At 64.4% G+C, this 26707-nt stretch carries 25 protein-coding genes and 1 pseudogene; 14 read left to right on the top strand and 12 right to left on the bottom strand.

From position 1 onward, the window contains the following. Window positions 1-259 (bottom strand): transposase (locus QJT78_RS05035; RefSeq protein WP_281460188.1); only part of this gene is annotated, 259 nt, incomplete at its 3' end. A gap of 107 nt (window positions 260-366) precedes the next feature. Beyond that, window positions 367-1512, bottom strand: a complete 1146-nt coding sequence (locus QJT78_RS05030) for an acyl-CoA dehydrogenase family protein (RefSeq protein WP_028148340.1) — start codon at window positions 1510-1512, stop codon at window positions 367-369. Between the two features lie 127 nt (window positions 1513-1639). Between QJT78_RS05030 and QJT78_RS05025 the strand changes: the two genes are divergently transcribed. Further along, the gene (locus tag QJT78_RS05025) at window positions 1640-2317 is read left to right on the top strand and encodes an alpha/beta family hydrolase (RefSeq protein WP_028148339.1); all 678 of its coding nucleotides are present in this window, start codon (window positions 1640-1642) and stop codon (window positions 2315-2317) included. A gap of 3 nt (window positions 2318-2320) precedes the next feature. Here the strand turns inward: QJT78_RS05025 and QJT78_RS53120 are convergent. After that, window positions 2321-3296, bottom strand: a pseudogene (locus QJT78_RS53120) (ketopantoate reductase family protein). 159 nt (window positions 3297-3455) lie between these two features. Here QJT78_RS53120 and QJT78_RS05010 point away from each other — a divergent pair. Together QJT78_RS05010 and QJT78_RS05005 are read left to right on the top strand one after the other, a co-directional pair. Beyond that, on the top strand, window positions 3456-4256 hold the full coding sequence (locus QJT78_RS05010) for an enoyl-CoA hydratase-related protein (RefSeq protein ID WP_028148337.1): 801 nt from the start codon (window positions 3456-3458) through the stop codon (window positions 4254-4256). A gap of 91 nt (window positions 4257-4347) precedes the next feature. Further along, entirely contained in the window at window positions 4348-5238 is an 891-nt protein-coding gene (locus QJT78_RS05005) for a TonB family protein (protein ID WP_212496641.1), read from the top strand. Between the two features lie 23 nt (window positions 5239-5261). On the opposite strand, the gene QJT78_RS05000 is transcribed toward QJT78_RS05005, so the two are convergent. Then, entirely contained in the window at window positions 5262-5510 is a 249-nt protein-coding gene (locus QJT78_RS05000) for a hypothetical protein (RefSeq protein WP_240537550.1), read from the bottom strand. A 199-nt stretch (window positions 5511-5709) separates the two neighbouring features. Here QJT78_RS05000 and QJT78_RS04995 point away from each other — a divergent pair, with 199 nt between their 5' ends. Both QJT78_RS04995 and QJT78_RS04990 read left to right on the top strand, forming a co-directional pair. Then, window positions 5710-6699 carry a TRAP transporter substrate-binding protein gene (locus QJT78_RS04995; protein WP_028148334.1) on the top strand — a complete coding sequence of 330 codons (990 nt, stop codon included), beginning with the start codon at window positions 5710-5712 and terminating at the stop codon, window positions 6697-6699. Between the two features lie 17 nt (window positions 6700-6716). Further along, the gene (locus QJT78_RS04990) at window positions 6717-8753 is read left to right on the top strand and encodes a HAMP domain-containing methyl-accepting chemotaxis protein (RefSeq protein ID WP_028148333.1); all 2037 of its coding nucleotides are present in this window, start codon (window positions 6717-6719) and stop codon (window positions 8751-8753) included. A 43-nt stretch (window positions 8754-8796) separates the two neighbouring features. Here the strand turns inward: QJT78_RS04990 and QJT78_RS04985 are convergent, their stop codons facing one another. Further along, the gene (locus tag QJT78_RS04985; RefSeq protein WP_028148332.1) at window positions 8797-9681 is read right to left on the bottom strand and encodes a LysR family transcriptional regulator; all 885 of its coding nucleotides are present in this window, start codon (window positions 9679-9681) and stop codon (window positions 8797-8799) included. Between the two features lie 110 nt (window positions 9682-9791). On the opposite strand from QJT78_RS04985, the gene QJT78_RS04980 reads away from it, so the two are divergent. From QJT78_RS04980 to QJT78_RS04965, 4 genes are all read left to right on the top strand, one after another. Next, on the top strand, window positions 9792-11159 hold the full coding sequence (locus QJT78_RS04980) for an FAD-dependent oxidoreductase (protein WP_038942777.1): 1368 nt from the start codon (window positions 9792-9794) through the stop codon (window positions 11157-11159). A gap of 45 nt (window positions 11160-11204) precedes the next feature. Then, window positions 11205-12209: an ABC transporter substrate-binding protein gene (locus QJT78_RS04975; RefSeq protein ID WP_028148330.1), complete on the top strand. Its 1005-nt coding sequence runs from the start codon at window positions 11205-11207 to the stop codon at window positions 12207-12209. A 172-nt stretch (window positions 12210-12381) separates the two neighbouring features. Next, window positions 12382-13155, top strand: a complete 774-nt coding sequence (locus QJT78_RS04970) for an ABC transporter ATP-binding protein (RefSeq protein ID WP_028148329.1) — start codon at window positions 12382-12384, stop codon at window positions 13153-13155. Further along, window positions 13148-13966: an ABC transporter permease gene (locus QJT78_RS04965; protein WP_028148328.1), complete on the top strand. Its 819-nt coding sequence runs from the start codon at window positions 13148-13150 to the stop codon at window positions 13964-13966. The genes QJT78_RS04970 and QJT78_RS04965 overlap by 8 nt, the downstream gene beginning before the upstream one ends. 181 nt (window positions 13967-14147) lie before the next feature. On the opposite strand, the gene gtdA is transcribed toward QJT78_RS04965, so the two are convergent. After that, window positions 14148-15188, bottom strand: coding sequence for a gentisate 1,2-dioxygenase (gene gtdA, locus QJT78_RS04960; protein ID WP_028148327.1), 1041 nt, complete (start codon window positions 15186-15188; stop codon window positions 14148-14150). Between the two features lie 142 nt (window positions 15189-15330). Here gtdA and maiA point away from each other — a divergent pair, with 142 nt between their 5' ends. Both maiA and QJT78_RS04950 read left to right on the top strand, forming a co-directional pair. After that, window positions 15331-15963, top strand: coding sequence for a maleylacetoacetate isomerase (maiA, locus tag QJT78_RS04955; protein ID WP_028148326.1), 633 nt, complete (start codon window positions 15331-15333; stop codon window positions 15961-15963). Then, window positions 15953-16465 carry a MarR family transcriptional regulator gene (locus QJT78_RS04950; protein WP_028148325.1) on the top strand — a complete coding sequence of 171 codons (513 nt, stop codon included), beginning with the start codon at window positions 15953-15955 and terminating at the stop codon, window positions 16463-16465. The genes maiA and QJT78_RS04950 overlap by 11 nt, the downstream gene beginning before the upstream one ends. Window positions 16466-16649: 184 nt before the next feature. Here QJT78_RS04950 and QJT78_RS04945 read toward each other — a convergent pair whose 3' ends face one another. From QJT78_RS04945 to QJT78_RS04925, 5 genes are all read right to left on the bottom strand, one after another. After that, window positions 16650-18263, bottom strand: a complete 1614-nt coding sequence (locus QJT78_RS04945) for a benzoate-CoA ligase family protein (protein WP_028148324.1) — start codon at window positions 18261-18263, stop codon at window positions 16650-16652. Beyond that, window positions 18260-19399 carry an FAD-dependent monooxygenase gene (locus tag QJT78_RS04940; RefSeq protein WP_028148323.1) on the bottom strand — a complete coding sequence of 380 codons (1140 nt, stop codon included), beginning with the start codon at window positions 19397-19399 and terminating at the stop codon, window positions 18260-18262. The genes QJT78_RS04945 and QJT78_RS04940 overlap by 4 nt, the downstream gene beginning before the upstream one ends. Window positions 19400-19588: 189 nt before the next feature. After that, window positions 19589-19804 carry a hypothetical protein gene (locus QJT78_RS04935; RefSeq protein WP_028148322.1) on the bottom strand — a complete coding sequence of 72 codons (216 nt, stop codon included), beginning with the start codon at window positions 19802-19804 and terminating at the stop codon, window positions 19589-19591. 127 nt (window positions 19805-19931) lie between these two features. After that, a complete protein-coding gene (locus QJT78_RS04930; protein WP_028148321.1) occupies window positions 19932-20723 on the bottom strand; it encodes a cysteine rich repeat-containing protein in 792 nt (263 codons plus the stop codon). A gap of 236 nt (window positions 20724-20959) precedes the next feature. After that, a complete protein-coding gene (locus QJT78_RS04925) occupies window positions 20960-21961 on the bottom strand; it encodes an NADP-dependent oxidoreductase (RefSeq protein WP_281460187.1) in 1002 nt (333 codons plus the stop codon). A gap of 210 nt (window positions 21962-22171) precedes the next feature. Between QJT78_RS04925 and QJT78_RS04920 the strand changes: the two genes are divergently transcribed. Then, entirely contained in the window at window positions 22172-23467 is a 1296-nt protein-coding gene (locus tag QJT78_RS04920) for a dicarboxylate/amino acid:cation symporter (protein WP_028148319.1), read from the top strand. Window positions 23468-23479: 12 nt separating this feature from the next. Then, the gene (locus QJT78_RS04915) at window positions 23480-24400 is read left to right on the top strand and encodes an amino acid ABC transporter substrate-binding protein (protein WP_028148318.1); all 921 of its coding nucleotides are present in this window, start codon (window positions 23480-23482) and stop codon (window positions 24398-24400) included. A 98-nt stretch (window positions 24401-24498) separates the two neighbouring features. Here the strand turns inward: QJT78_RS04915 and QJT78_RS04910 are convergent, their stop codons facing one another. Continuing rightward, a complete protein-coding gene (locus tag QJT78_RS04910) occupies window positions 24499-25302 on the bottom strand; it encodes an ATP-grasp domain-containing protein (RefSeq protein WP_028148317.1) in 804 nt (267 codons plus the stop codon). Window positions 25303-25676: 374 nt separating this feature from the next. On the opposite strand from QJT78_RS04910, the gene QJT78_RS04905 reads away from it, so the two are divergent. Then, window positions 25677-26450, top strand: a complete 774-nt coding sequence (locus QJT78_RS04905; protein WP_028148316.1) for a ferredoxin--NADP reductase — start codon at window positions 25677-25679, stop codon at window positions 26448-26450. The last annotated feature ends 257 nt before the right edge of the window (window positions 26451-26707 follow it).

Raw genomic sequence — 26707 nt, 5'->3', positions numbered from 1 at the left:
CGTCGGCGTCCTCGTAGCCGCAGCAGATCGCGAACATGCGCGCGCGGAACATATCGACCAGGCTGTGCACGACCCGCGTCGGATCGCGCCGATCCGGGAACACCCGGGCCAAATTGTCGGCCAAACCGAGACGCCGCTCGGCCATCGCCAGAAGCATCACGCCCCCGTTCGAGGTTAGGCGCCCACCATCGAAGGCAGCTGTGACTTTCTTGGCGTGAACGGCTGGAAACGAGAAGGGCGGAATCGTATCGTCGGTCATGGCGGGCGTGGCGTTCGCGGTTGGAGGTGATGGGGTTGGCTTCGCAACCGAATCCTACGCCGCATCAGCGCTTTACCCCTCAGGCGCACTCTTACGAATAAGACGGGCTAAAGCGACCTCGCGATCAGCAGCTTCATGATCTCGTTGGTGCCGCCATAGATCTTCTGGATGCGGGAATCGATGAAGATGCGCGAGATCGGGTATTCCTGCATATAGCCGTAGCCGCCGAACAGCTGGAGGCATTCGTCTGCGGTCTGGACCTGCTTGTCCGAGCACCAGTATTTCGCCATTGAGGCCGTCACCGTGTCGAGATCCCCGGCGACCAGGCGCTCGATGCACCAGTCGACGAAGACGCGCGCGATCATCGCTTCGGTCTTGCGCTCGGCGAGCGTGAAGGCGGTGTTCTGGAAGTCCATCAGCGGCTTGCCGAACGCCTTCCGCTCCTTGGTGTACTCGGTGGTGAGCTTGACCGCGCGCTCCATCGAGGCGACCGCGCCGACCGCAAGCGCGAGACGCTCCTGCGGCAATTGCTGCATCAGCTGCACAAAGCCCTGGCCTTCCTCCTTGCCGAGCAGGTTTTCCGGCGGCACCGTGACATTGTCGAAGAACAGCTCTGACGTGTCGGAGGCGTGCAGGCCGATCTTGTCGAGGTTGCGCCCGCGCTTGTAGCCGTCCGTGCCCGCGGTCTCGACCACGATCAGCGAAATGCCCTTGGCGCCGGCTTCACCCGTGCGTGCCACGACGACGACGAGATCGGCAGCCTGGCCGTTGGTGATAAAAGTCTTCTGGCCGTTGATGACGTAGGAATTGCCCTGTTTCTTGGCGGTGGTCTTGACGGCCTGCAGGTCCGAGCCGGTGCCGGGCTCGGTCATGGCGATGGCGCCAACCATCTCGCCGGAAGCCATCTTCGGCAGCCAGCGCTTCCTCTGCTCCTCCGAGCCGTAGTTGAGGATGTAGTGCGCGACGATGGCGCTGTGCACGGAAACGCCGGTGGTGAGCTCCGGCACCGTGCTTTCGAGATCGTCCAGCACGGCGGCGTCATAGGCGAAGGTGGCGCCGAGGCCGCCATATTCCTCCGGCACGCTCGCCAACAGCGCGCCCATCTCGCCGAGCCCGCGCCAGGCGAAGCGGTCGACCATCTTCTGCTCGCGCCATTTCTCGGCATGCGGCGCCAGATCCTTGGCCAGATATTTCCGGAACTGGTCGCGGAAGATTTCGAGCTCTTCGGTCATCCAGGAGGAGCGGTAGGACATGGTCACCTCGGTCAATGCGGCTTTCCGGCCTTGGTAGGCTGGTCGGCGGCGGCAATTATTGTGTTTTCAGGCTGCGCCGGTGACGCTACCAAGGCGGCCGGAAACGCGTCTGTCAGGATGGCTGATTGTGGCGACCAAAACCCAAGAGCTCAAGCTCGACATCGAGCGCATCGGCACGGTCTCGGCGATCCTGACGCAGCCGGACAATGCGCGCGCCTGCTACGTCCTCGCGCACGGCGCCGGCGCAGGGATGCGGCATGCATCAATGGACAGGATTGCGGAGGGGCTCGCGGATCGTGGCATCGCGACGTTCCGCTTCAATTTTCCCTACATGGAAAACAAGCAGGGCCGTCCTGACCAGCCAGCGGTCGCCCACGCCACCATCCGCGCGGCAGTCGCGGACACAGCGCGGCTCTGCCCCGGCTTGAAGCTCGTTGCCGGCGGAAAGTCGTTTGGCGGGCGCATGACCTCGCAGGCGCAGTCCAAGGCGCCGCTGCCTGACGTCAAAGGGCTCGCCTTCCTCGGCTTTCCCCTGCACGCCGACAAAAAGCCGTCCACGGAGCGCGCCGAGCACCTGGCCCATGTCGAGGTCCCGATGCTGTTCCTGCAAGGCACGCGCGACGGGCTTGCCGATCTCGGCCTCCTCAAGCCCGTGATCGCGCAGCTCGGCCCGAAGGCGACGCTGCACGAGGTCGCCGGCGGCGATCATTCCTTCGCGGTGCTGAAGAAGTCTGGCCGGACAAATGAAGAGGCCCTCACAGAGGTGCTCGATACGCTCGCGGCCTGGATCGATGAACTCGCTTAAGGCTCAAGCGGAATAAAGCCCCTTGTCCCGCGCCTTCTGGATCGCGAGCGCGGCGATCAGGTCGAGCGTCGGCGTCGACAGGCCGGCGGTACGGGCGAAGGCGGCGGGCGCCTTCACCAGCACGTCGATCTCCATGGCGCGGCCGAGCTCGTAATCCTGGAGCAGCGACGGCTTGTGGTTGGGGGCGGCGCCGCTGCGCGTCACGCGCTTGACCTCGGGGATGAAGTGCTGCGCGATGTCGTTGGCCTCGTTCAGCATGCGCGGAATGACCTCGGCAAAGGCAGGGTCGTCACGCACGCCGCGCGCGGTCTGGCCGGTGAGCAGGCACAGCACCGACAGTGACATGTTGGTCAGGAGCTTTGACCAGATCGCCTCGCGGATCTCGGCCACCGGCGGCGATTCCAGCCGTGCGTCGTTGAGAACGCCGCGAAGCCTGGTGATGCGCTCGCAATTGCGGTCGTCGCATTCGCCGATCAGCAGGCGGTTGCGGTCCGGCGTCAGGTTCTGCACCACACCGGGCGCGGTCACCTCGTTGGAGGAGAAGACGACGCCGCCGACGATCCGCTCTTTCGGAATGCATGCGCGCAAGCGCCCGCCGGGGGTCGAGGAAGGAAATGTCGGGCGGCGTCGGATGCCGCGGCGGCAGGCCGATGCCGTACCACCAGGGAATACCGTTCTGCGCAAAGACGATCGCGGTGTCGTCCTGGAGCAGCGGTTTTATGCTGGCGACCAGCCCCGTCAGCGCGGTCGCCTTGAGCGTGCTGATCACGACGTCCTGCGGGCCGAGCTGGGCCGCATCGCCGGAGGCGCTCACCTTGGCAGTGACCTCGGAATCGCCGACGCGGAGCTTAAGGCCATTGGCGCGGACCGCCTCCAGATGGGCGCCGCGCATCACGCACGAGACCTCATGGCCGGCGCGGGCCAGCCTGACCGCAATATGGCTGCCGACGGCGCCCGCGCCGAAAATGCAGATGCGCATGGTGTGATGTCCCGTCCCTGATCCCGTGATGTCGCCCGGCAGCAGCATGACACAACCCGCCATGCGATGGACGCGGCCGCCCTACGCCGGAAAGATATGGATCGGGATGAGTTGCCTCCGTCATAGTGGGCGGCAAACAAGATGACCGGAGGATCGCCGATGACTGCCAACCCCGTCCTGTGGACCCTCGATGAGCGTGGGGTTGCGACCGTCACGTTGAACCGGCCTGAAGTGAACAATGCCTATGACGGCGCATTGATCGCAGGCGTGCTCGCGGCCATGGACGATCTCGGCGGGAAGTCCAACCTGCGTGTCGTCGTGCTCCGGGGCAATGGCAAGCATTTCCAGGCCGGCGCCGACCTCAAATGGATCAACAGCGTGCGGCCGCAATCGGCTGAGGCGAACGAGGCGGCGTCGCGGGCGACCTTCGAGGCCGTGCAGCGGCTCAATACCTTGCCAATCCCGAGCGTCGCGCTGGTGCAGGGGGGCTGTTTTGGCGGCGGCACCGGCGTGATTGCCGCCTGCGACGTCGTGATCGCGGCGGACAATGCGCTGTTCTCGATCACGGAGGTGCGCTGGGGTCTGACCGCCGCCATCATCATCCCGCAGCTTTGCGATGCCATTAGTGTACGGCAAGTCCGCCGCTACGCGCTGACAGGCGAACGCTTTGGCGCCGAAGATGCCCGCCGCATCGGCCTCGTCCACGAGGTCGTCCCGCTCGCCGACCTCGAAGCCGCCGGCGCCAAGGTGGTCGAGCAGCTCCTCGCCAACGGACCGGAGGCGATGGCCGAGACCAAGCGGCTGGCGCTGGAGAGCTCGTTTGGCGGGATGGCGGTGGACGATGCCGCCTACAAGCGGCTCGTGCACCTGCATTCGGTCAAGCGTCAGAGCGCGGAGGCGGCGGAAGGGCTGGCGTCGTTCGCCGAAAAGCGCGCGGGGCGTTGGAGCAACCAAGGGTAGATTTTGCTCCGGCGATGTGCTGGATGGCCACCACTATCGAGAGTGTGGGGGCTGAGAGGTCATGCGTCGGAAGTTCATTCTTGCACTGCCGTTGCTCGTCGCAATCTGGCCCGGTCATGCAAGCTCCGATGACAGCGTCGTCTGCAACGACGAGAAGGTTGCCTCCAACATACGCATCGAGGTCTGCACAAGACTGCTCGATCAGGAGAAGAACAAGGAGAGCCGATCCCGACTGCTGGCCCGCCGCGCCGATGCCTATTTTGACAAGGACGACTTCCCACATGCGTTGACCGATTTCGACGAAGCGATTGCAAGTCATCCGGGGAATGCTGACGCCTTCATGCATCGCGGTTTCCTGCACTGGTACCGTCTCGAAGATGATGTTGCGTTCAAGGATTTCGATGCGGCGCTTCGGCTTGATCCGGCGCCATCGCGCCTGTTGTCTCGGGGGCGGAGATACGTTTTGCTGCGACAGTTTGATGCCGGGATCGCCGACATGACACGGGCGATCAAGCTCGATCCTCGTTCCAGGGACGCCTATGCGGATCGCGCATGGGCTTACAGCCGGAAAAAGGCATTCGATCTCGCGATCGCGGACTATGATCGGTTGCTCAAGCGTGACCCGAGCGACGGCCGCAGCACGCTGGCGCGTGACAATGTGCGCGCGGCGAAGGGCGCAGGTGTGAAATCCATCGATGAATACGGCCGCATGTTGGTTGCGCGGCTGCAAATCGAAAAGTCCTACCCGCGGCGGGCCGTCAGCGACAGGGTGGAAGGGACGGCGGAGCTTGCATTCAGCATCAGCCGCTGGGGATTGCTCGCGGCGAGCAGCGTGAAAACCAGCTCAGGCTCGCCCATGCTGGATGAGGCGGCGCTCAATACCCTTAGGCAGGCACAACCGTTCCCGCCATTGCCTCCCGGCAGCAGGTCGATCGAGGCCTTCGTGATCTCACTGATCTATCGAAATCAGTCGGAACGTTAGGCGCCTTGAGCTCGGTCGCGATCTCAGCAGCCGCGGCAGATGTTGTTGATGCTGCGATAGACGGCATCGTCGTCCTGCCGCATCTGGCGCATCGATTCGAGCGTCTTGCTTTCCGCGTTCGGCTCCGGCTTGCGCTTGGCGGCCAGCGCGGCTTCCTGACGTTGGTAACACGCTTCGCGCTCCGGCTTAGCCTGGATGAACCGGCATTGCGCGACCTCAGCGCGGGCCGGGGCCGTACCGGCCATGATGCCGATCGCGATGGCGGCAGCCATTTGCATCCTTGATCCCACCGTCATTCCCTCGAACCACTCATTATCCCTCAGCAACCCGATATCATCTGCATCGGACCTCTGTCCCAAATCTCGTCGGCGGCGGATCGAGGCGAATCTCCGTAATTCCGCGGGGCCTTCCTTAAGGGTTCAATCATTCCCGGCCATTAGGGTTACGACAATTGTCACGCCATGGTGTCGAATGCACAGACAAGTTTTGGGACTTTGGAAAGCCGGATCGATCGTCGCCGCGGCGGCAGGGCTGCTGGTTCTGCAACCGGCTGCCGCTTCACCGCGATTGATCTCCCTGGCGTTCAATTCCCAGCTGGGGAGCCCGCAGCAAATCGGGGCCGATGAGTTTCGCCAGAAGCTGGTGGCATCGGCCGGCAAGCGCATCGTGATCGACGAGCGCGCCACCAACGCGCTCGGCAGCGAGAACGCCATCCTGGCGGCGACCCGGGCCGGCTCGGTCGATATGGCGGTGCTGTCGGGTTCTGTGGTCAGTTCGGTCGTCCCCGAACTTGGCGTGTTCGACATTCCCTTCCTGTTCCGCGACACAGCCCACGCGAAGGCCGTGGCGCAAGGTCCGGCCGGCGCGGCAATCGCCACCAAATTCGCTGACAAGGGGCTGACGCTGCTGGCGATCGGCCGACAGGGATTTCGCAACGTCACGAATTCCAAACGGCCGGTTCGCTCTCCCGAGGATATCAAAGGTCTCAAGATTCGCGTCATTCCGAACGAGATCTACCAGATGACGTTCAAGGCGCTCGGCGCCGAAGTGGTCCCGATGGAATTTCCGCTGGTCTATACCGCGCTGAAGGACGGCCGGCTCGATGGACAGGAAAATCCGGTGCCGACCATCGCCGGCTCCCGGCTCTACGAAGTCCAGAAATACCTGACGCTGACCGGTCACTTCTTCGCGCCGATCGCGTTCGTCGCCAACCGTGCCATGTTCGAACAGCTTCCGCCGGCCGACCAGGCCATGCTGATCGCGCTGGCGAAGGAGGGAGCGGAGGCGACCTGGCAGGCGAAGCTCGATGCCGCGTCGCTCGAGCAAGTGCGTAGCGGCGGCATGGACGTCATCGAGACATTCGATCGCCAGCCCTTCGTCGACGCGGTCAAGCCGCTCGATCAGGAATTCGAGAAGCGGTTTGGCAAGGATCTGCTCGCCGCCATCCGCTCCACTCGTTGAAGCATTTCGGATTTGCCATGAAATTATCGCACATGATGTCCCGGGTCGGCGTTCGTCCGCGCGTGTTTGGCGGCTTCGCGCTGGTTCTCAGCTTTCTGGTCCTGCTCGCGGGCTTCGCCATGGTCCAGGTCGAGCGGATCGGCGGAACGGTCAATGAGCTCGTGACCAGCGCTGCCGGCGACGCCGGCATGTCGCAGGCGCGGGCCGCGCTTCTGGAGGCGAACTCGGCGGTCGAGAAATTCATCCGAACCTGGAATGTCGGCGACAAGGATGCGGCGGCCAAGGCGATCGACGGCGTCGGCAAGCTGGCCGATCAGGTCGACCGGCAGTTCGGCAAGCTGCAAGCGATCGCGGAAGGCATCGGCCCGGTCAAGACCGCGCTGGAAACCTATCGCGCGTCGTTCACCGCGGCAGCGGAGGCGGCGGATCGGCTGCGCGCCGCGACCACGAAGACCGACGCCCAGGGTGCAGCCGCCGGCCTCAATGTCAGCGGCATTCAGGTTGCGCTCGCCAACCGGTCCGAGGACGCGGAACGGCTGATCAACCCGATGCGCCTGGCCGGCGTCGTTGACGCACTGCGGATCACCGTGATGCGCTATGGCTCCACCTTGTCGACGGGCGATGCCGACGACGCCAAGCAGGCGTTGTCCTACGCCCAGCTGGCGATCACAGACACCGAGGCTGAGCTGGCGGGGGCGAACGACGCGAAGCTGAAAGCGCTGGTCGCAGCGCTCAAGACTGCGATCACTGCCGACGCGGCCGCGCTGGACGAGGTCATCAAGGTGGCCGCCGATCTGCGCGCCAGGCAGGCCGAATTGAAGAAGGCCAGTGCGGCAATCGACGACCACGTCAACAAGATCAATGCGAAGCTCGGCACCGTGCGCGCCGAGCAGGGCGACAAGACCGCGGCAGCGGTCGATCAGACCAAGCAGACCGTCATCGCGACCGCGGCCGGCGCGCTGCTGCTGGGAGCGGTGCTGGCGTGGCTGATCGGCGCCAGCGTGTCGGGTCCGATTCGCGGCATGACAGACCGGATGCAATCGCTGGCGGCGGGCGAGCTCGATGAGCCGATCCCCGGCGGCGACTCGCGCGATGAAATCGGCCGCATGGCGCGCGCCGTCGAGGTGTTCCGCGAAAACGCGCTGGCGGTTCGCCGCATGGAAGGTGAGGCGACGGCACAGCGCGAAGCCAGCGAGGCCGACCGCGCCCGCATGATGTCGGATCTTGCCGGCCGCTTCGAGCAGGGCATGCAGGGGGTGATTGCCGGTGTCGGCGGCCGTGCCGACGACATGGGGCGCAGCGCCGAGGAGTTGGCAAAGGTTGCCGAACGCGGACGCGGGCTCGCCGAAGCGGTCGCGACCCGCGCCGAGCAGGCATCGATGAATGTGCAGACCGTCGCCTCCGCCACCCAGCAACTCGCGGCCTCGATCCGTGAGATCTCGAGCCAGGTGCACCGCTCCGTCGCGGTCTCGAACAGGGCGACCGACGAGACCAACCGCACCTCCGAATTGATGCATGGGCTGTCGGATGCGGCTGAGAAGATCGGCACCATCATTCAGCTGATTCAGGCCATCGCCAGCCAGACCAATCTGCTGGCGCTGAACGCGACCATCGAAGCGGCGCGCGCCGGCGACTCCGGACGAGGCTTCGCGATCGTCGCCAGCGAGGTCAAGAGTCTCGCCACCCAGACGGCGCAGGCGACCGAGCAGATCGCCAGCCAGATCGCGACGATCCAGAGCGCGACCGGCCAATCCGTCCAGGCGATCAGGCAGTTCGGCTCCACCGTCAAGGAAATGGCCGACATCGCCACGGCGATTGCCGCAGCCGTCGAACAGCAGGGTGCGGCCACGGGCGAAATCGCGCGCAACGTCGAGGAGGCGGCCAACGGCACCACGGCGGTGACGCAGGAAATCGGTCAGGTGCGCGCCGTGGCGGGCGAGACCGACGCCGGCGCCGAGGCCGCCCTGACGGTCGCTGCCGCCCTGAAGCAGCAGGCGGATTCGATGAGGTCGAACGTCGACGATTTCCTCCACACCATCCGCTCGGCGGCCTGAACCCGGAGAAGCCGGTGACGCCACGAGGGCGAACGAGGCGGCCTTACAGCACCGGCAGCAGTGCGCTCTTCAATTCGCGCAAGAGAGCCTGCACCGCGGCGGCGTTGCGCCGCCGCTCGGGGATCGCGGCCTTGACCCACAGCTCGGGAATTGGAACGTCGCGCAGCACCGGCTTGAGCGTACCGTCGCGCAGGGCATCCGCCACGAGATAATGTGAGATCAGCGCGATGCCGTTACCGGCGATCGCGCTACGCGCCAGCACATGGCCCTCGTTGGAGGAGAGCAGCGGGCTGACCTGGATGCTGATGCGCCCGCGCGGGCCGTCGAAGATCCACTCCGGTCCCGTCGGCAGGAAGCTGAGGCAGCGATGGTCGACGAGGTCGCGCGGGTGCTTTGGCGTGCCGTGCTTCTTCAAATAGGCCGGTGAGGCGCAGAGCAGCCGCTTCAGCGGACACAGCGGCTCGTCGACCACGCCGCCGAAGGAATGAGGGAAGGCGCCGATGGCGATGTCAAAGCCTTCGGTGACGGGATCGACCGGGCGGTCGATCAGCACGATCTCGAGTTTCAATCGCGGGTTCTGCGTCTGGAAGGCGCTGAAGGCGTCGGCAAGGCGCGCCACGGTGAGCGAGGTAGGCGCCTTGATGCGGAGGTGATCGACGAGATCGTGGCCCTTCTCGCCCATGCGCGAGAGCAGGTCGGTGGCATCGGCGACGACGCTGCGGGCGCGATGCACATAGCGCTGGCCGGCTTCCGTCAGGCGCAATTGCCGGGTCGAGCGATGGAACAGCGGCGCGCCGATCCGCGCCTCCAGTTGCGTGACGCGCTTGGCGACGACCGAGGTCGAGACATTGAGCTTGCGCGCGGCGGCAGAGAATCCGGCCGTATCCGCAGTGGCGAGGAAGGCCTGAAGGTTCACCAGGATGTCCATGTCGACCTTTCTCGATTCGAGAAAGCTGATCGCGTATTTTGGTAGATTGTAGCTCGCCCTGCGTTAATTCATAGTCGGCTTCAAGCAAGAGATTTTGGGAGCGGACGCGCATGCGGGCCATGATGATCGAAGAACCGGCGCGCCAGGTGCCGCTCTACGGCGAATATGAAGTCGTCGTTCTCGGCGGCGGACCCGCCGGCATCGTGGCGGCGGCGTCAGCGGCGCGCGCGGGACGAAAGACGCTGCTGATCGAGCGCTACGGCTTCCTTGGCGGCATGGGCACGGCTGCCGGCGTCACCAATTTCTGCGGCCTGCATGGCAATGTCTACGGCCAGGCCCACCGGCTGGTGCAGGGCATGGCGTCCGAACTGCTGGCGCGGATCGATCATTTGAACGGCCTCAACGCACCGCATCTGATCCTCGGCAAGGTCTTCGCCCAGGCCTATGACACCGCGGCCTACAAGATCGCGGCCGACGAGCTGCTCGCAAGCCACAAGGTGCACATCCTCTTCCATGCGCTCGGCGCCGGCGTCGTGATGGGCGATAACAACCGCATCGATGCGCTGATGGTCGAGACCAAGGCCGGACGGCAGGCGGTCCGCGCCGAGATCTTCATCGACTGCTCCGGCGACGGCGACCTCGCGGTCTGGGCAGGGGCGCCGTTCGAGGTCGGCGACGAGCACGGTCATCCGATGTACCCCTCGATGATGCTTCGCCTCAACGGCATCGATCCCGAGAAGGCTGGCGATGCCTGGCGGACCATCCCGCAATTGATGGAGAAGGCGCTCGCCGCCGGCACCCACACATTCCCGCGCAAGAGCGCGATCGTGCGGCCGCAAAAGTCCGGCATCGAATGGCGGGTGAATTTCACGCAAGTGGCACGCGAGGACGGCCATGCCATCAACGGCATCGAGCCCGACGACCTCACCCGCGGCGAGATCGAGGGTCGCAAGCAGGCGCTGGCCGCATTCGAGTTCCTCCGCAGCACCGTGCCGGGCTTTGAAAAGTGCTACATCGTCGATCTGCCGCCGCAGCTCGGCATCCGCGAGACCCGCCGCATCAAAGGCGGCTACCAGCTCAGCGGCGAGGATGTGCTCGGCTGCGCGTCTTTCGAAGACTCGATCGGCGTCAATGGCTGGCCGATCGAGGCCCATGTTCCCGGCGACGTCGTCTTCACGTTCCCGCCAATCCCGGAATCGCGCGGTTATAACGAGCTGCCGTACCGGATGCTGGTGCCCGAGGGCGTCGACAATCTCCTCGTCGCCGGCCGCTGCGCCTCGATGACCCATGAGGGGCAGTCGGCGGCGCGGGTTTCCGGTGCCTGTTTCGTGATGGGTGAGGCCGCCGGTTCCGCCGCGGCGCTCGCGCTCTCAGGAAACCGCATCCCGTGCGACATCCCCATTGAAAAATTGCAGGAAACGTTGAAACAACAGGGCGCCTTCATCGGGCGGGACCAGCCCGTGCCCGAAGGTTTGTGACGGTTGTAACAGAACGACCGAGAGAACGACGACGGAGGACACGGGATGATCGGGATTACGCGGCTCGCACTGGCTGGCCTGATGGCGATCACAGCGATGGGCACGGCCCGGGCCGAAGACGCGCTGAAAGCCAGGGTCGGCGTGCTCCGCCTGTCGTCGTCCGCGCCCGTCTTCATTGCGCAGGACAAGGGCTATTTCCGCGAGGCCGGTCTCGATGTCGAGCTGAAGTTCTTCGATGCGGCGCAGCCGATCGCGGTCGCGACGACCTCGGGCGACATCGATTTCGGTGTCACGGCCTTCACGGCGGGTCTCTACAATCTCGCCGGCAAAGGCACGCTGAAAGTGATCGGCGGGATGAGCCGCGAGAAGGCCGGTTATCCCCTGATCGGCTATTTCGCCAGCAACAACGCCTATGCCGCCGGGTTGAAGACTCCGAAGGACCTCGCGGGCAAGCGCATAGCCGTGACGCAGGTTGGCTCATCCTTTCACTATTCGCTGGGGCTGCTCGCCGACAAATACGGTTTCAAGCTCGCCGACGTGAAGATCGTGCCGCTGCAATCGCTGTCGAACGCGGCCGCCGCCTTGAAGGGCGAAACCGTGGATGCGGCGCTGCTGCCGATCTCCACCGCGCGAAAGCTGATGGACGAGGGCGGCGCGAAGTTTTTGGGTTGGGTCGGCGACGAGACGCCGTGGCAGCTGGGCGCAGTGTTCGCTTCGCCGAAGACGCTGACCAACAAGGTGCTGGTGACGAAATTTCTCGGCGTACTCGCGAAAGCCGATCGCGAATATCACGACGTCATCCTCGCCGCCATGAAGGACGGCGTAGCGCCCATCAACGACAAGACCAAGCCGCCGCTGGAGATCATCGCCAAATACACCAATTTGCCGGTCGAGCAGGTGGTCGGCAATTGCGCCTATATCGATCCCGACGGCAAGCTGGACGTCAAGAACGTCGACAACCAGATCAAATGGCTCCAGGAGCAGGGCTTTGCCGACAAGGGCTTTGATGTGAACACGATCATCGCCAAGGATCTTGTGAAGGCGGATTGATGCTGCGTTCCCCAAACCATCCCCGTCATCCTGAGGTGCGAGCGCAGCGAGCCTCGAAGGATGCACGGCCCGGATGTATCTCGGCCGGACATCCTTCGAGGCTCCCATTGCGATGCATCCGCATCGCAATGGGAGCACCTCAGGATGACGGGGAGAGAGCAGAGCGCGTTTCATGGACCTGATCGCCAACCACATTAGCCACCGCTTCGGCGACCTCGCCGTGCTCGACGACGTTTCCTTCACCGTCGGCGCCGGCGAGGTGGTGGCGATCGTCGGGCCTTCGGGATGTGGCAAAAGCACGCTGCTGTCGATCCTCGGCGGGCTGTTGCAGCCGACCTCTGGCGCGCCGGAGCTGCGCGGGACTCCGCCGGCGGACAGCCTCAATCCGCTGACCTTCGTGTTCCAGGATTTCGCGCTGCTGCCCTGGGCGACGGTGGAGGAGAATGTCGAATTCCCGCTGCTGCATACTCAGCTCTCGGCCGCGCAGCGCCGCGCGCTGGTCGACGATGCCCTGCGCCGCACCGGGCTGACCGACTTCCGCACGACCTATCCGAAGCAGCTTTCCGGCGGCATGCGCCAGCGCGTCGGCATTTCGCGCGCGCTTGCGGTCAAGCCCGCCATCCTGCTGATGGACGAGCCGCTGTCGGCGCTGGATTCGCAGACCCGCGAATTGCTGATGGAAGATTTCGTCCGCCTGCTCGCCGATGGCGGCATGGGCGCGGTCTATGTCACCCATAATCTCGAGGAAGCCGCACGGCTCGCCGACCGCATCGTGGTGCTGTCGCGGCGGCCGGGCCGCATTCGCGAAGTCGTGACCGTACCGATGACGCGCACCGAGCGCGGCGAGATCGCTGCGCGTGAAAAGCTGCTGGCGCTTCAGAACCAGATCTGGTCGCTGATCCGCAACGAGGCGATCGACGCCGAGCGCGAGGTCCAGCATGCTTGATCGCGCGGGGACGTCTGCGAAGGACGACACGACGCGGCGCGTCCGTTTTCGCGGCGCCGGCTTCGTGCCCGCCTCGAGCCGCTTCGGCGGCTGGATCGCGCTCGCTCTTGTCATCGCGATCTGGCAGGCGGCCGGCAGCGCCGGGCTCGTCAATCCGCTGTTCCTGCCGGCGCCGGCTGCGATCGCGCGGGCGATCTATGAGCTCGCGGTTTCAGGCGCGCTCTGGCAGCATCTGTCCGCCTCGATCCTGCGCATCGGCGTCGGCTGGCTGCTGGGAACGGCGGCCGGCGTTGCGGTCGGCTTCGCCATCGGCCTGTCGCGGCTTGCGCGCAGCGTCGGCATCACCTTCATCTCGGCGCTGTTCCCGATCCCGAAGATCGCACTGCTGCCATTGCTCATTCTCTGGCTCGGCATCGGTGAAGAGCCGAAGATCGCGACCATTGCGCTCGGCGTGTTCTTCTCGACCGCGATCTCGGTCTATAGCGGCGTCGATGCGGTGCCGCGCAACCTCATCCGCATGGCGCAGAGTTTCAACGTCCCCTTCGCCACCATCGTGCGCAAGGTGATCTGGCCTGGCGCGTTGCCCGCCATCCTCGCCGGCTTCCGCATCACCGCGTCCGTCGCGCTATTGCTCGTCGTCAGTGCCGAAATGATCGGCGCCCAGTACGGTATCGGCGCCTTCGTGCTTCAGGCCGGCAATCTGATGCAGACGGATCAGCTGCTCGCGGGCGTGGTGATCCTGTCGGTGTTCGGGCTCGTGGTGGGGAAGGTGATCGGCTGGCTGGAGACGCGGCTGTTGCACTGGCGGTGAATCCGCTGTCGTCCCCGCGAAAGCGGGGACCCATACCGCGTAATCTATCGGGGAAGGGCGGTCTTCGTACCGACGAAGATAACTACGAATTTTCGTCAAGCTCCTTCCTGGGGTTATGGATCCCGGATCTGCGCTTCGCTTGTCCGGGACGACACCGAGAATGAGGCCAACACGCCGGCCGTCACGCATTACCGCGATCCTCGCGGAACAGATCCAGCTTCTGCTGCACCGGGCGATCCGAGAAGCTGAACAGCACGGCGTCGTCTTCGGCCTCGTGCGTCACCCACTGCCAGCTCGGCACCACGAACAGATCGCGCGGGCCCCATTCGAAAACGGCATCGCCGATCCGGCTGCGCCCCTTGCCCTCGATCGGACAGAACACCGTCGCATCGGTCGCGCGGTAGCGGGCCGTCTTGAAACCCTTCGGCAGCAACTGGATGAAGGTGCCGATGGTCGGCATTGCGAAATCACCGGTCTCGGGGTTGCTGAATTTCAGCTTCAGACCGTGGCAGGCGTCCCACTCCTGGCTCGCGCGGGCTTTCTCCAGCGCCTCGCGGGTGTAGGCATAGGGATAGCTGAAGATCGGTGAGGTCTTGGACGATCGCTTCGCGTCGACCGGCAGCAGATTGTGGCCGTAGCGCGCAAAGCTGTCGCCGGCGGGCCTTGTAATCCTCTGCTGGTCTTCCTTGGAGCCTTCCGCAAAGGAGCAGTCGAAGAACTGCACCAGCGGAATATCGAGACCGTCGAGCCAGAACATCGGCTCAGTGGTCTCGTTGGAATGATCGTGCCAGGTCATCGACGGCGTGATGATGAAATCGCCGGGCTCCATCGCGGTGCGCTCGCCGTCGACCGCGGTGTGGGCGCCCTTGCCTTCGAGCACGAAGCGCAGCGCCGACTGGCTGTGCCGGTGGGCGGGCGCGACGTCGCCGGGCACTACCATCTGCACGCCGGCATAGAGCGAGGTCGTGATTTTCGACTGGCCGCGCAGGCCGGGATTCTCCAGCACCAGCACGCGCCGTTCGGCTTCCTTGGCCGTGATCAGTCGGCCTGCTTCCGTCATGTAGTCGCGGATGACGTCGAATTTCCACAGATGCGGGCGGCAGGCGCTCTTCGGCTCCGGCGTGATCAGATCGCCCATCACCGTCCACAGCGCGGTGAGGTTTTCGCCGTCGATCTTCTTGTAGAAGGCCTCGCGTTCCGGCGTCTTGGTCACGGCTTCCATGGTGCGGCTCCCGTTCGTTTTGTTGATTGACAGTATACTGACGATCTAGGTAGCGTCAACGTAATGGACGACATACAAGGTCGTCATTCCGGGCACTCGCTTCGCGAGCCCCGGAATGACGGAAAATAAAGGGAGGGTTCCGATGAAGCTGCACGGCTATTTCCGCTCCAGCGCCGCCTATCGGGTGCGGATCGCGCTGAACCTCAAGGGCCTCGGCGCCGAGCACCTGCCGCATCATCTTCGCAAGGGCGAGCAATGTGCGCCCGCCTATCTCGCCATCAATCCGCAAGGGTTGGTGCCGACGCTGGAAAGCGATGCGGGAGCGGTGCTGACCCAATCGGTCGCCATCATCGAATGGCTCGACGAGACGCATCCCAATCCGCCGCTGCTGCCGAGGGATCCGTTGCGGCGCGCGAAGGTGAGGGCGTTCGCGCTGGCGATCGCCTGCGACACCCACCCGGTGCAGAATTTGAAGGTGCTGGCGCGGCTGCGCGAGCTTGGGCTCGCCGAGGAGAAGGTCCAGGACTGGGCAGCGTGGGTCAACCGCGAGGGGCTGTCGGCCTGCGAGACGCTGATCAAGGACGAGCCGGGACCGTTCTGCTTCGGCGATGCGCCGACGCTCGCCGATCTCTGTCTCGTGCCGCAGCTCGCCAATGCCCGCCGCTTCGGCGTCGATGTGTCGGCCTATCCGCGGCTGCTGAAGGCGGAGGCTGCGGCAAAGGCGCTGCCGGCCTTCGCCAATGCCGCCCCGGAGAAGCAGCCCGATGCCGAGTAAGCCCGCCGCTCCGATCACGATCGACGCGGTCTATGCCGCGCCGGGCTATCTGTTCCGGCGCATGCAGCAGATCGCAGTCTCGATCTTCATGGAGGAGTGCAAGGCGTTCGATCTCACGCCGGTGCAATACGCAGCGCTGATCGCGATTCACACCCATCCCGGCATCGACGCGACACGGCTGTCGGCGGTGATCGCCTTCGACCGCTCCACGCTCGGCAGCGTGATCGAGCGGCTGCAGGCCAAGGACTTTATCGAGCGCAAGCCGGCACCCGAGGACAAGCGGATCAAGCTGCTCTATCTGACGAAATCAGGCGCTGCGATCCTGCGCGAGATCATCCCCGCGGTCGAGCGCGCCCAGGCGCGCATGCTGGAGCCGCTGAAACCCGCCGACCGCAAGGCGCTGATGGGGCTTTTGGTGCAGCTCGTCGATCTCAATAACGAGGCCTCGCGCGTGCCGCTGCGTGCGGAGGACGCGCTGGAGCATCTGGGGAAGGGTGGGTGAGGGGGAGCGACGCGACGCCGTCGCCTTTATCTCCGCTGTCATTCCCCGCGAAAGCGGTGAATCCAGTACGCCGCGGCTTCTCGGATCAATCACAACCGTCCGTGGAATACTGGATCGCCCGGTCAAGCCGGGCGATGACAGCGGTTGTGTGGTGGTGGGAGTGCGCTCTTCACGGCTGCTGGCTTCACATCCGCAACAACGCCTGCCGGTCGATCTTCCCCGTCCCGGTCTTCGGCAGCTCGTCGATGAAGATCACCTCGCGCGGATATTTGTAGGGAAGCAGCTTGCCCTTGACGTAATCCTGTAGCCGCCGCGTCGCCTCATTCTGATCGGTCTCGCGGTTGTTCATCACCACCACTGCCTTCAGCGTCATGCGGCGGTCCGGCAGCTCGGCGGCGAACACGGCGCATTCGCGGATGTCGGGGTGGTCGGCGAGGCACAGCTCGACTTCGAGCGGATAGACCCACTGGCCGGAGATCTTGATGAGGTCGTCGGCACGGCCGCGGAAGAAGTGGAAGCCGTCGGCATCGCGCACGAAACGGTCGCCGGTGTAGATCCAACCGCCCTCGCGGATGGTCTCGGCGGATTTGTCCGGCCGGTTCCAGTACAGCGGCGTGTTGGAATCGCCGCGCACCCACAGGATGCCTTCCTCGTCGTCGGCGACGTCGCGGCCGTCCTTGTTGCGCAGTGCGACCTCGTAGCCTGGCACGCGCAGGCCGGCAGCGCCGAGCTTCTTCTGTTCGGGGCGGTTGGAGAGATAGATGTGCAGCACCTCGGTCGAGCCGAGGCCTTCGACGATCTCGAGCCCGGTGAGCGTCTTCCAGCCGTTGAAGACGTCCGCAGACAAGACCTCGGCCGCCGAGAGCGACATGCGCAACGACGAGAAGTTGGTCTTTTCTGCCCCCTCCGCCTTGGTCAGTGAGGTGTACAGCGTCGGCAGGCCGAAAAAGACCGTCGGCTTGTATTGCTCGATCGCGGCAAAGATCGATGCTGGCTTCGGCTGCCCCGGCAGCAGCAGCGTCGCGGCACCCGCGGAGAACGGGAAGGTGACGGAGTTGCCGAAACCGTAGGCGAAGAAGATCTTCGGCACCGAGAAGCAGATGTCGCCGGGCGTCAGCTTCAGCACGTTCTGCGCAAAGGCGGCATCGCTGTAGGCCATGTCGTGCTGGAGATGCACGATGCCCTTGGGCCGGCCGGTCGAGCCGGAGGAGTACATCCAGAACGCCATCTCGTCGCGATGGGTGTCCGCTTCCGCGAGCTCGGCCGGGAACTGCGCGAGCCAGCCGGGCGCCGCGATCGCCGCAGGCGCGGCGTGGCCGCGCGCTTCGCCGTTGACGACGATCAGCGTGCGCAGGCAGGTCGCCGCGCAGGCCTCCGCATCGAAGCGCGTCGCGAATTCGGCATCCGCCACCGCGACCGCCGCGGCGGAATCGGCGAGATAGAATTGCAGCAGGTCCGGCGGCGTCAGCGTGTTGATCAGGAGCGGCACGAAGCCGGCACGCACCGCGCCGAAGAATGCGGCCGGATAGGCCGGGGTATCGTCGAGGAACAGCAGCACGCGGTCGCCGCGCTTCAGGCCGAGCGATGCGAAACCGTTGCCCCAGCGGCAAGCTTCCGCGCAAAGCTCGGCATAGCTGCGCGTCCCCGCGGGTCCGATCAGCGCGGGCTTGTCGCCGCGGCCCTTGGCGAGCTGGTCGAACAGCACGCGGCTGGCATTGTAGGTTTGCGGAATGGCAAAGCCGATTTCGCGGGCGCCCGGGCTGTCGGCGGGCACCTGGTCGCGGATCTCGCGGCTCATGCGGCATCTCCGCCGTTCTTCTCGGCCTCGTAGCGCGTCATGAAGGCGGGCGACATCGCGCGCAGCCGGGGGTCGTCGATGCGGCCGGAGCGGGTGATGTAGCTGTAGGCGAAGTCCATCAGGCCGAGCTGCATGTGCTGGGCAAAGTTCTCGTACCAGAAGGCCGAGGTGCGCGCGGCATTGACGAGCTTCTGCACCACCGGCTTTCGAGCCGCCTGGTAACGGTGGAGCGCGGTCGAAAGATGCGCATCCGATTCCAGCGCCTTGACCAGGGCAATGGCGTCCTCGATCGCGAGCCGCGTCCCCGAGCCGATGGAGAAATGGGCCGAGTGCAGGGCATCGCCGAGCAGCACCATGTTCTTGAACGACCAGTGCTCGTTCCAGACCCAGGGAAAGTTGCGCCAAACCGACTTGTTGGAGACCAGGCAGTGGCCGCCCAGCGTGTCGGCAAAGACCTCCTCGCAGACGCCCTTGGACTGCTCGGCATCCTTGTAGGCGAAGCCATAGGCCTGCCATGTCGCGTGATCGCATTCGACCAGGAAGGTGCTCATGGTCGGGGAGTAGCGATAGTGATGGGCATTGAAGGCGCCGCGGTCGGTCTTCACGAAGGTCTGCGACAGCGTGTCGAAGCGTTTCGAGGTCCCGTACCAGACGAACTTGTTGGAGGAGTAGGACAGCGACGTGCCGAAATCGCCCTCATAGGCGCGCCGCACCAGCGAATTCAGCCCGTCGGCCGCAACGATCAGGTCGTGGCCGTTGAGCTGGTCGATGGCGTGGATCTGCGTGTCGAAGCGCGGCGTGACGCCGGCGTCGAGCGCGCGCTGCTGGAGGAACTGCAGGAGCTCCAGCCTGCCGATCGACGAGAAGCCGACGCCGTCGATGGCGACGCTGTCGCCGTGAAGGTTGAGCGTGATGTTCTCCCAGCTCTCCATATGCGGCGCGATCGCATCGACCGTTTCGGGGTCGTCGGCGCGCAGGAATTCCAGGGCCTGATCGGAGAACACGACGCCAAAGCCCCAGGTCGCGTCGGCCGGGTTCTGTTCGAACAGGTCGACTTGATCCTCGGGGTGACGCTTCTTCCAGAGATAGGCGAAGTAGAGCCCACCGGGCCCCCCGCCAATCACGGCGATCCGCAACGTCTGCCTCCCTAATTGACAGTATACTTACTATCTAGGGGTAGACTAATGTGCTCCGTCCGTCCACGCCAGCGGAATTATCGAAGGCGAGGCGCGTCGAAGCTTACTCCCGGACGCGCGCCTGGCGCGTGTCCGAAGCAGTGACGTTGCGAACCATAGCCAAACCGTGCGGGCTTGGCCATCGGGGGGTCAGACGCAGCGTTTCACGTAGACACCGTTCACCAGCACCCTGGTACAGCGGACCGCGGGAACCGGCTTGCGCACCACGACGGCCGCATTCGGCCCGGCACAGCCGGCACGGTAGACGCCGCGGGCGCACACCACCGCGTTGGCATCGGTAGACTCAAAGGTCATGCTCGCGCCGAAGGCGAGGAGCGCGGCAGCAATAAGCAGAAATGAACGCATGTTGTCCTCCCGGTCTTGTCGTGATCGAAATTGGTTACTTGCAAAGGGTTGGTCGCGGCCGGCGCGCGAAAATTCATTCGCGCGCGGCCGATCGTGGTCGCGCGCTTGGCGCGCAATTTCGCGCCGCTTATCGCGCCGCGAATGGCGCCAGCACTTCCTTGCAGGCGGGCGACAGTGATGCGGCATTGCTGGAGATGCATTGCACGATGCGGCCCCCGCCCGGCGCGACGCCGGCGCAGAGCGTGCGGATGTCGGCACCGCAGGCCGAGCGCACGATGAACAGCTCTTCGCGGGGCCGCAGCGGGCGCAGAGCGATCACGGCCGGCGCCGCCGCCGGTGCTGCTGCCGCAGGAGCTGCGCCTGCAGGTGTTGCTGTCGCAGCAGCGCCGCCGCCACCGGTTGCGGCGCTCACCGCCTTCTCACAGGCCGGCGAAACCTTGGCCTTGTTCTTCTCGAGGCATTCGAGGGCGGGGGCGCCGCCCGGCGGCACGCTGGCGCACACCTTGGGATAATCGGCGCGGCACGCGCTCTTGACCGCGGCAATCTGCGTGCTGCTCGGCTGCTTTGACGCCGCCGCTTTCGGAGCCGCTGCGGCGGCGGGGGCCGCTTCGGTCTTTGCCGGTTCGGACTTGGCGGGTGCAGCTTCAGTCTTCGGCGCCGCAGCGGGCTCGACCGCGCGAACCGCGGTCTGGCATCCCGATGACAGGCTGGACATGTTCTTCTGGAGACATTGATACGCCTCCACGCCGCCGGGCGTGACGCTCGCGCAGTGCGCCATGAAGTCCGAGCGGCATGCGGAACGGATGGCGCTCTTCTGAGCCTCGGTCGGCGCTTGCGCGAATGCGCCTGTTGCAGTTGCGAAGAGCGTTGCCGCCAGCAGCGCGCGACGCGTTGATGCATGTTTCAACGTGTTGAACATTTGGGTAAATTCCCTGCCCTGTCGGTCACGCCGACGATTTTTAAATGTAATGCAAGCAATCATTGCGGGTGATGCCGCGTGCAGCATCATTGGCTGCCTCGGCCTCTACCGCAAGTAGATTATACGGGCGCAATTGCGACGTAACCAGAGCACGATCCGGAAAAGTGTGCCGCGGCTTTCCCTCGCGACAAACGCGGAACGCGTTGGCGCGGAGATCATGCTCAAACAATACGGCGTCAGAGCTTGACCATGCGCTTGCCGCGGTTCTCTCCCGCCAGCAATCCGATCAGCGCCTTCGGCGTATTCTCCAATCCGTCGATGATGTCCTCCTGCACCTTCAGCTTGCCGGATGCGACCCAGCCCTGGAGGTCGGCGAGCGCGCGCTGGCTCTCCTTCATGTAGTCCATCACGATGAAGCCCTGCATGACGAGCCGCTTCACCACGACCAGGCCGGGCACGCCGCGCGGGCCGTGCGCGGCAGGTGCGCCGTCATATTGCGAGATCGCGCCGCAGCAGGCGATGCGGCCGTAATTGTTCATCTGCGGCAGGCAAGCTTCCAGAATGTCGCCGCCGACATTGTCGAAATAGACGTCGATGCCTTTTGGCGCCGCCGCGCGCAGGGCCTTGAACACCGCGCCGTCCTTGTAGTCGACGGCGGCATCGAAGCCGAGCTCGGCGGTCAGCCAATTGCACTTGTCGGCGCCGCCGGCGATGCCGACCACGCGACATCCCCTAATCTTGGCGATCTGCCCGACGATCGAGCCGACGGAGCCGGCCGCCGCGGACACCACGACGGTCTCGCCCTCTTTGGGCTTGCCGACCTCCAGCAGGCCGAAATAGGCGGTGAGGCCGGCGATGCCGAACACGCTGAGCAGATGCGTCATCGGTTCGAGCTTCGGCATTTTCGTGAGATGCTTTGCCGGCACCGCGGCAAACTCCTGCCAGCCGGTGTCGCCGAACACGATGTCGCCGGCAGCCAGCCCCGGCGCCTTCGAGCTGACGACCTCGGCGATGCCGCCGCCGGCCATCACGCTGTTGGCCTCGACCGCGGAGCGATAGGTCGCGCCGTGCATCCAGGCGCGGTTGGCCGCGTCGAGCGAGATGTAACGCACCTGCAGCAAGGCCTCCCCGTCCTTCGGCTCCGGCATCGCACCCTCGACCATCTTGAAGTGCTCGGCACCGAGCTTGCCGCTGGGCTTTTCGACCAGAAGAATCTGGCGATTGATGCTGCTGCTCATGGCGTTTCCTCTTCGTTTGCTTGACGATTATTGATGCAGCCGCCGCAAAGAAAACGTGCAAGCCGCATTCGTTGTGCGCTGCATGAAGGCTAGATCGCGCCGACCCGTTTCGCAACGGGAACATCCGGCCATCGCGCGCGCACGCCAAGCGTGTTGCGTCGTCGTCATATCTGCGACATCATGAAGCGCCGGTGTAGGTGGGGGTAAACGATGTCGAACAGGTTTACGCAATACATTCTGGCCGCGATGGTGCTGGGCATCGTCATGGGGGCGGCGATCTTCAACTTCCTGCCTGACACCAGAGCCGAATGGGCTTCCTCCATCAACCTGATCGCCATGATGTTCCTGCGCTTGATCAAGATGATCATCGCGCCGCTGGTGTTCGCGACCCTGGTCGGCGGCATCGCGCATATGGGCAGCGGCTCGCGGCTCGGGCGCATCTTCGCCAAGACCATGGGCTGGTTCGTCAGCGCCTCGTTCGTGTCGCTGCTGCTCGGCCTCGTCATGGTCAATCTGCTCCAGCCCGGCGCGAACTTCCCTGGCACGCTGCCGCAGGCGGGGCAATCGACCGGCTTGCCGGTCTCGGCCTTCTCGATCGAAAAATTCCTGACCCACCTGATCCCGACCTCGATCGCCGACGCCATGGCGCAGAACGAGATCCTCCAGATCGTGATCTTCGCCGTGTTCTTCTCGGTGGCGATGGGCTCGATGCCCGAACGGTCGAAGCCGATCCTGGCAATGATCGACGACGTCGCTCACATCATGCTCAAGGTGACGAGCTATGTGATGCTGTTCGCCCCGCTCGCGGTATGGGCCGCCATCACGGCCACTGTCGCCAAGAACGGTCTCGGCGTGCTGTGGAAGCTCGTCGTCTTCATGGGCGGCTTCTATCTCGCGCTGGCGATCCTGTGGGGCATCCTGATGGTCGTCGGCTTCATCGTGATCGGGCCGCGCTACAGCCATCTCTTGAGACTGATCCGCGAGCCGTTGATGATTGCGTTCTCCACCGCGAGCTCGGAAGCGGCCTATCCGAAGACGCTGGAGGGGCTGACCAAGTTCGGCGCGTCGTCGCGGATCTCGAGCTTCGTGCTGCCGCTCGGCTACTCCTTCAATCTCGACGGCACGATGATGTACTGCACCTTCGCAAGCATCTTTATCGCGCAGACCTACCACATCGAGATGTCGCTCGCGACGCAGCTGGCGATGCTCGCGACGTTGATGATCACCTCCAAGGGCGTTGCCGGCGTGCCGCGTGCGTCTCTCGTGGTAATCGCCTCGACGCTGTCGCAGTTCGGCATCCCCGAGGCAGGCCTGCTGATGATCATGGGCATTGATACGTTCCTCGACATGGGACGCAGCGCCACCAATGTCATCGGCAATTCGCTCGCGACCGCCGTGGTCGCGAAATGGGAAGGTGAACTCGGGCCCGAGCACGAGCTCGGACCCGGCGAAGCCGCGACGCCGGACATGGTGCCGGGCGAACTGCCCGCGATGGCCGGCCACTGACGGGAGGGCGTCATGCGCCTTTCAACTGCGATATCGGGCGGCCTGTTGCTGGCAGCATGTCTGCTGGCAACCGGCGCCTCAGCCCAGACCGGCGGCAGCGAGGGGCTCAGCCCGACGCTGTCGGCCATCAAGCAAGCGCACACCGTGCGGCTCGGCTATCGCGAGAGCTCGCCGCCGTTCTCCTTCCTCGACCAGTCGGGCCGCCCGATCGGCTACAGCCTCGAACTCTGCGAGGCCATCGTCGAGGAGATCGGCGTCGAGGTCGATGATCCCAATCTGAAGATCGACTACGTCAAGGTCACTTCGGACGACCGCATCGACGCCGTGCTCCAGAACAAGATCGACCTGGAATGCGGTTCGACCACCGCCAATGCCGAGCGCGGCAAGCGCGTCGCGTTCTCGCCTTTGATGTTCGTCGCCGGCACCAAGCTGATGGTGCCGAAGGCATCAAAGGTCCAGTCGCTGACCGATCTGAAGGGCAAGACCATCGTGGTGACGAAGGGCACCACCAACGAGCAGGCGATCCATGCGGCCGACAAGAAGTCCTCGCTCGGGCTGAACATCGTCACCTCGCCGGATCACGAGCAGTCCTACCAGATGCTCGTCGACGGCAAGGCCGACGCGTTTGCAACCGACGACATCCTGCTCTCCGGCCTGATCGCGCGTCACAAGGCGCAGGACAAGTTCCGCGTCACCGGCGATTACCTGTCCTATGACCCCTACGGCATCATGTTCAGGAAGGGTGAGCCTCAGCTGACGGCGGTGGTCGACCGCACCTTCCGCAAGCTCGGCTCCAATCAGGACCTCATCCCACTCTACAACAAATGGTTCATCGCACGGCTTCCGACCGGTGAACGTCTGAACGTACCGATCTCCCTGCAGCTGGAGGAAGCCTTCAAGTCGATGGACGACTCGGCGAGCGCGAATAATTGAGCCGCAAGCTCGGTGCACCCTCTCCCCTTGCGGGAGAGGGTGGCTTCGCGCCACCTTCTCCCGCAAGGGGAGAAGGGAAGACGGCGAGTGCTGAGCGCTCAGCCTTTATCCCCAAACACCCGATCCAGCGCCGCGTCGTACGTCGCCTGCACCAGCTCCGGATGCAGCTTCGCCAGCGCTTCCATCATCACGCCGGAATTGATTTCCAGCACCCGCCACTCGCCATCGACGCGCACCACGTCAATTGACGCAAAGGCGATGCCGATGGCGCTCGCGGCATCGGTCGCAAGCTTCACGCAGGCCCTGCGAACCTCGCCGTCCTCCGTCAGCACCGGCTTTGCGCCGGCATCGAGATTGTGTCGCCAATCCGACCCACGCTGCTTGCTGTAGACGACGAGTGGTACATCATCGAGCAGGATCACGCGCACCTCTTGCTCGATCGCGACATAGGGCGAGATCACGAGGCCGGTGCTCATCGAAAAGACCTCGGCAGCTGCGTGGTCGAGTTCCGCCTCTGTCGTCACCTTGAACACCGAGCGCCCTGATGTTCCCTCGTTCGGCTTGACCACCAGGCCTTGCGGATGGTCGTGAAGCAGCTCGAGCATTGCGTTTCGCCAATTGGGGCCAACAACGTTCTTGCCCAGCTTTGGATTGAGGAAGAGGCGATGGGGAACGCATGGCACGCCCTCAAGCGCCAGCACCTCGGCAGTGGCCGATTTGTCGTTGGCGAGGCGGTGCGCGATGGCGCTGTTGAGGCCGATGTCGTAGCCGAACGCGAAGTGGCGCTTCGCGCGGCTGCGCATCGCGAGCAGCCAGCCGCCGGCGCGGACGTCGAGCGCGATACCATGGGTCGCGCAATAGCGCCTGATCGCCTGGACGAAGATCCGCTCGCCGCTTGCCATGTGTTCAGTCGTTCCTGTCGCCAAAAGCCGCAAAAATGCGGGAAACGGCGCCAAACCGGGGTGAAAATCAGAGCTATTCTTAATGAAATTCTCGCGAGCGCGACGGAAATTAAGTGCTGCAATCGGGCCCTGGAGGGAAAAGAAATTGCCCGCCGCGCATGCCCGGCAGCAGATTCATTAATGATGTGGCCATTTCCGCCGCAAATGCCGGTTTGAGCGGCATCAATTGCATCCGGAACGAGGTTGATTATTGGCCTCAATGGCGTAGATCACACACGCGAAATCCTCCGCCATGGCAATGGTGTCCGCCCCGTTTTCAGGGGCCGGGCAACGCTTTTGCCCTAAAACCGCAATTATTCGGAATATCGAAAATCATGAGCGCGTTTTACCGAGAGAAGGTTCTTTCCGTCCAGCACTGGACCGACACGCTGTTCAGCTTCCGCGCCACGCGCGACACCGGCTTCCGCTTCCAGAACGGCCAGTTCGCCATGATCGGCCTTGAGGTCGACGGTCGTCCGCTGCTGCGCGCCTACAGCATGGCGAGCGCCAACCACGAGGAAGAGCTCGAGTTCTTCTCGATCAAGGTTCAGGACGGTCCGCTGACCTCGCGCCTCCAGAAGATCAAGGAAGGCGACACCATCCTGGTCGGCCGCAAGGCGACCGGCACGCTGATCACCGACAATCTCATTCCCGGCAAGCGGCTGATGCTGCTCTCGACCGGCACCGGTCTCGCGCCCTTCGCCAGCCTGATCAAGGACCCCGAGGTCTACGACCAGTTCGACAGCATCGTGCTGGTGCATGGCTGCCGCCAGGTCTCCGAGCTTGCCTATGGCGAGAAGCTGGTTGCTTCCTTGCGCGAGGACGAGCTGTTCGGGGAGCTGCTGGCGGACAAGCTGATCTACTATCCGACCGTGACCCGCGAGCCGTTTAGGAACCGCGGCCGCATCACCGACCTCATCAACTCCGAGCAGATCTTCAACGATATCGGACAGGGCCCGCTCGACATCGAAACCGACCGCATCATGATGTGCGGCAGCCCGGCGATGCTGGAAGAGCTGAAGGTGATGTTCGAAGGCCGCGATTTCATCGAGGGCTCCGGCAACAAGCCCGGCCATTTCGTGATCGAAAAGGCGTTCGTCGAGCGATAAGCCGCTCGGCTTTTGATTGACGCTCCGTAGCCACAACATCGGTGTCGTCCCGGGGCGCGCGAAGCGCGAGCCCGGGACCCATAACCACAGGAAGTGGTTTGGCGATGGCTAGTGGTTATCAGCTCGCTCTATAACCTCTCCCTGTGGTTATGGGTCCCCGCGTTCGCGGGGACGACAGTTGCGAGTGTGGCTGCCATCTCGCCTCACACTCGCTAACACCATCGTCTTCCCTCACCATCCTCCCCCGACTTTGTTAT

The organism is Bradyrhizobium sp. Mp27 (assembly GCF_029953005.1).
GTDB classification, from domain to species: domain Bacteria; phylum Pseudomonadota; class Alphaproteobacteria; order Rhizobiales; family Xanthobacteraceae; genus Bradyrhizobium; species Bradyrhizobium barranii.
This window is presented reverse-complemented; position numbering and strand designations above follow the sequence as displayed.

Excerpts from the sequence above, each read along its gene's own strand:
- QJT78_RS05030 (WP_028148340.1), bottom strand. The coding sequence starts at position 1,512 with ATGTCCTACCGCTCCTCCTGGATGACCGAAGAGCTCGAAATCTTCCGC.
- QJT78_RS05010 (WP_028148337.1), top strand. The coding sequence starts at position 3,456 with ATGACTGCCAACCCCGTCCTGTGGACCCTCGATGAGCGTGGGGTTGCG.
- QJT78_RS05000 (WP_240537550.1), bottom strand. The coding sequence starts at position 5,510 with ATGGCTGCCGCCATCGCGATCGGCATCATGGCCGGTACGGCCCCGGCC.
- QJT78_RS04995 (WP_028148334.1), top strand. The coding sequence starts at position 5,710 with ATGCACAGACAAGTTTTGGGACTTTGGAAAGCCGGATCGATCGTCGCC.
- QJT78_RS04990 (WP_028148333.1), top strand. The coding sequence starts at position 6,717 with ATGAAATTATCGCACATGATGTCCCGGGTCGGCGTTCGTCCGCGCGTG.
- QJT78_RS04985 (WP_028148332.1), bottom strand. The coding sequence starts at position 9,681 with ATGGACATCCTGGTGAACCTTCAGGCCTTCCTCGCCACTGCGGATACG.
- QJT78_RS04980 (WP_038942777.1), top strand. The coding sequence starts at position 9,792 with ATGCGGGCCATGATGATCGAAGAACCGGCGCGCCAGGTGCCGCTCTAC.
- QJT78_RS04975 (WP_028148330.1), top strand. The coding sequence starts at position 11,205 with ATGATCGGGATTACGCGGCTCGCACTGGCTGGCCTGATGGCGATCACA.
- QJT78_RS04970 (WP_028148329.1), top strand. The coding sequence starts at position 12,382 with ATGGACCTGATCGCCAACCACATTAGCCACCGCTTCGGCGACCTCGCC.
- QJT78_RS04965 (WP_028148328.1), top strand. The coding sequence starts at position 13,148 with ATGCTTGATCGCGCGGGGACGTCTGCGAAGGACGACACGACGCGGCGC.
- gtdA (WP_028148327.1), bottom strand. The coding sequence starts at position 15,188 with ATGGAAGCCGTGACCAAGACGCCGGAACGCGAGGCCTTCTACAAGAAG.
- maiA (WP_028148326.1), top strand. The coding sequence starts at position 15,331 with ATGAAGCTGCACGGCTATTTCCGCTCCAGCGCCGCCTATCGGGTGCGG.
- QJT78_RS04950 (WP_028148325.1), top strand. The coding sequence starts at position 15,953 with ATGCCGAGTAAGCCCGCCGCTCCGATCACGATCGACGCGGTCTATGCC.
- QJT78_RS04945 (WP_028148324.1), bottom strand. The coding sequence starts at position 18,263 with ATGAGCCGCGAGATCCGCGACCAGGTGCCCGCCGACAGCCCGGGCGCC.
- QJT78_RS04935 (WP_028148322.1), bottom strand. The coding sequence starts at position 19,804 with ATGCGTTCATTTCTGCTTATTGCTGCCGCGCTCCTCGCCTTCGGCGCG.
- QJT78_RS04930 (WP_028148321.1), bottom strand. The coding sequence starts at position 20,723 with ATGTTCAACACGTTGAAACATGCATCAACGCGTCGCGCGCTGCTGGCG.
- QJT78_RS04925 (WP_281460187.1), bottom strand. The coding sequence starts at position 21,961 with ATGAGCAGCAGCATCAATCGCCAGATTCTTCTGGTCGAAAAGCCCAGC.
- QJT78_RS04920 (WP_028148319.1), top strand. The coding sequence starts at position 22,172 with ATGTCGAACAGGTTTACGCAATACATTCTGGCCGCGATGGTGCTGGGC.
- QJT78_RS04915 (WP_028148318.1), top strand. The coding sequence starts at position 23,480 with ATGCGCCTTTCAACTGCGATATCGGGCGGCCTGTTGCTGGCAGCATGT.
- QJT78_RS04910 (WP_028148317.1), bottom strand. The coding sequence starts at position 25,302 with ATGGCAAGCGGCGAGCGGATCTTCGTCCAGGCGATCAGGCGCTATTGC.
- QJT78_RS04905 (WP_028148316.1), top strand. The coding sequence starts at position 25,677 with ATGAGCGCGTTTTACCGAGAGAAGGTTCTTTCCGTCCAGCACTGGACC.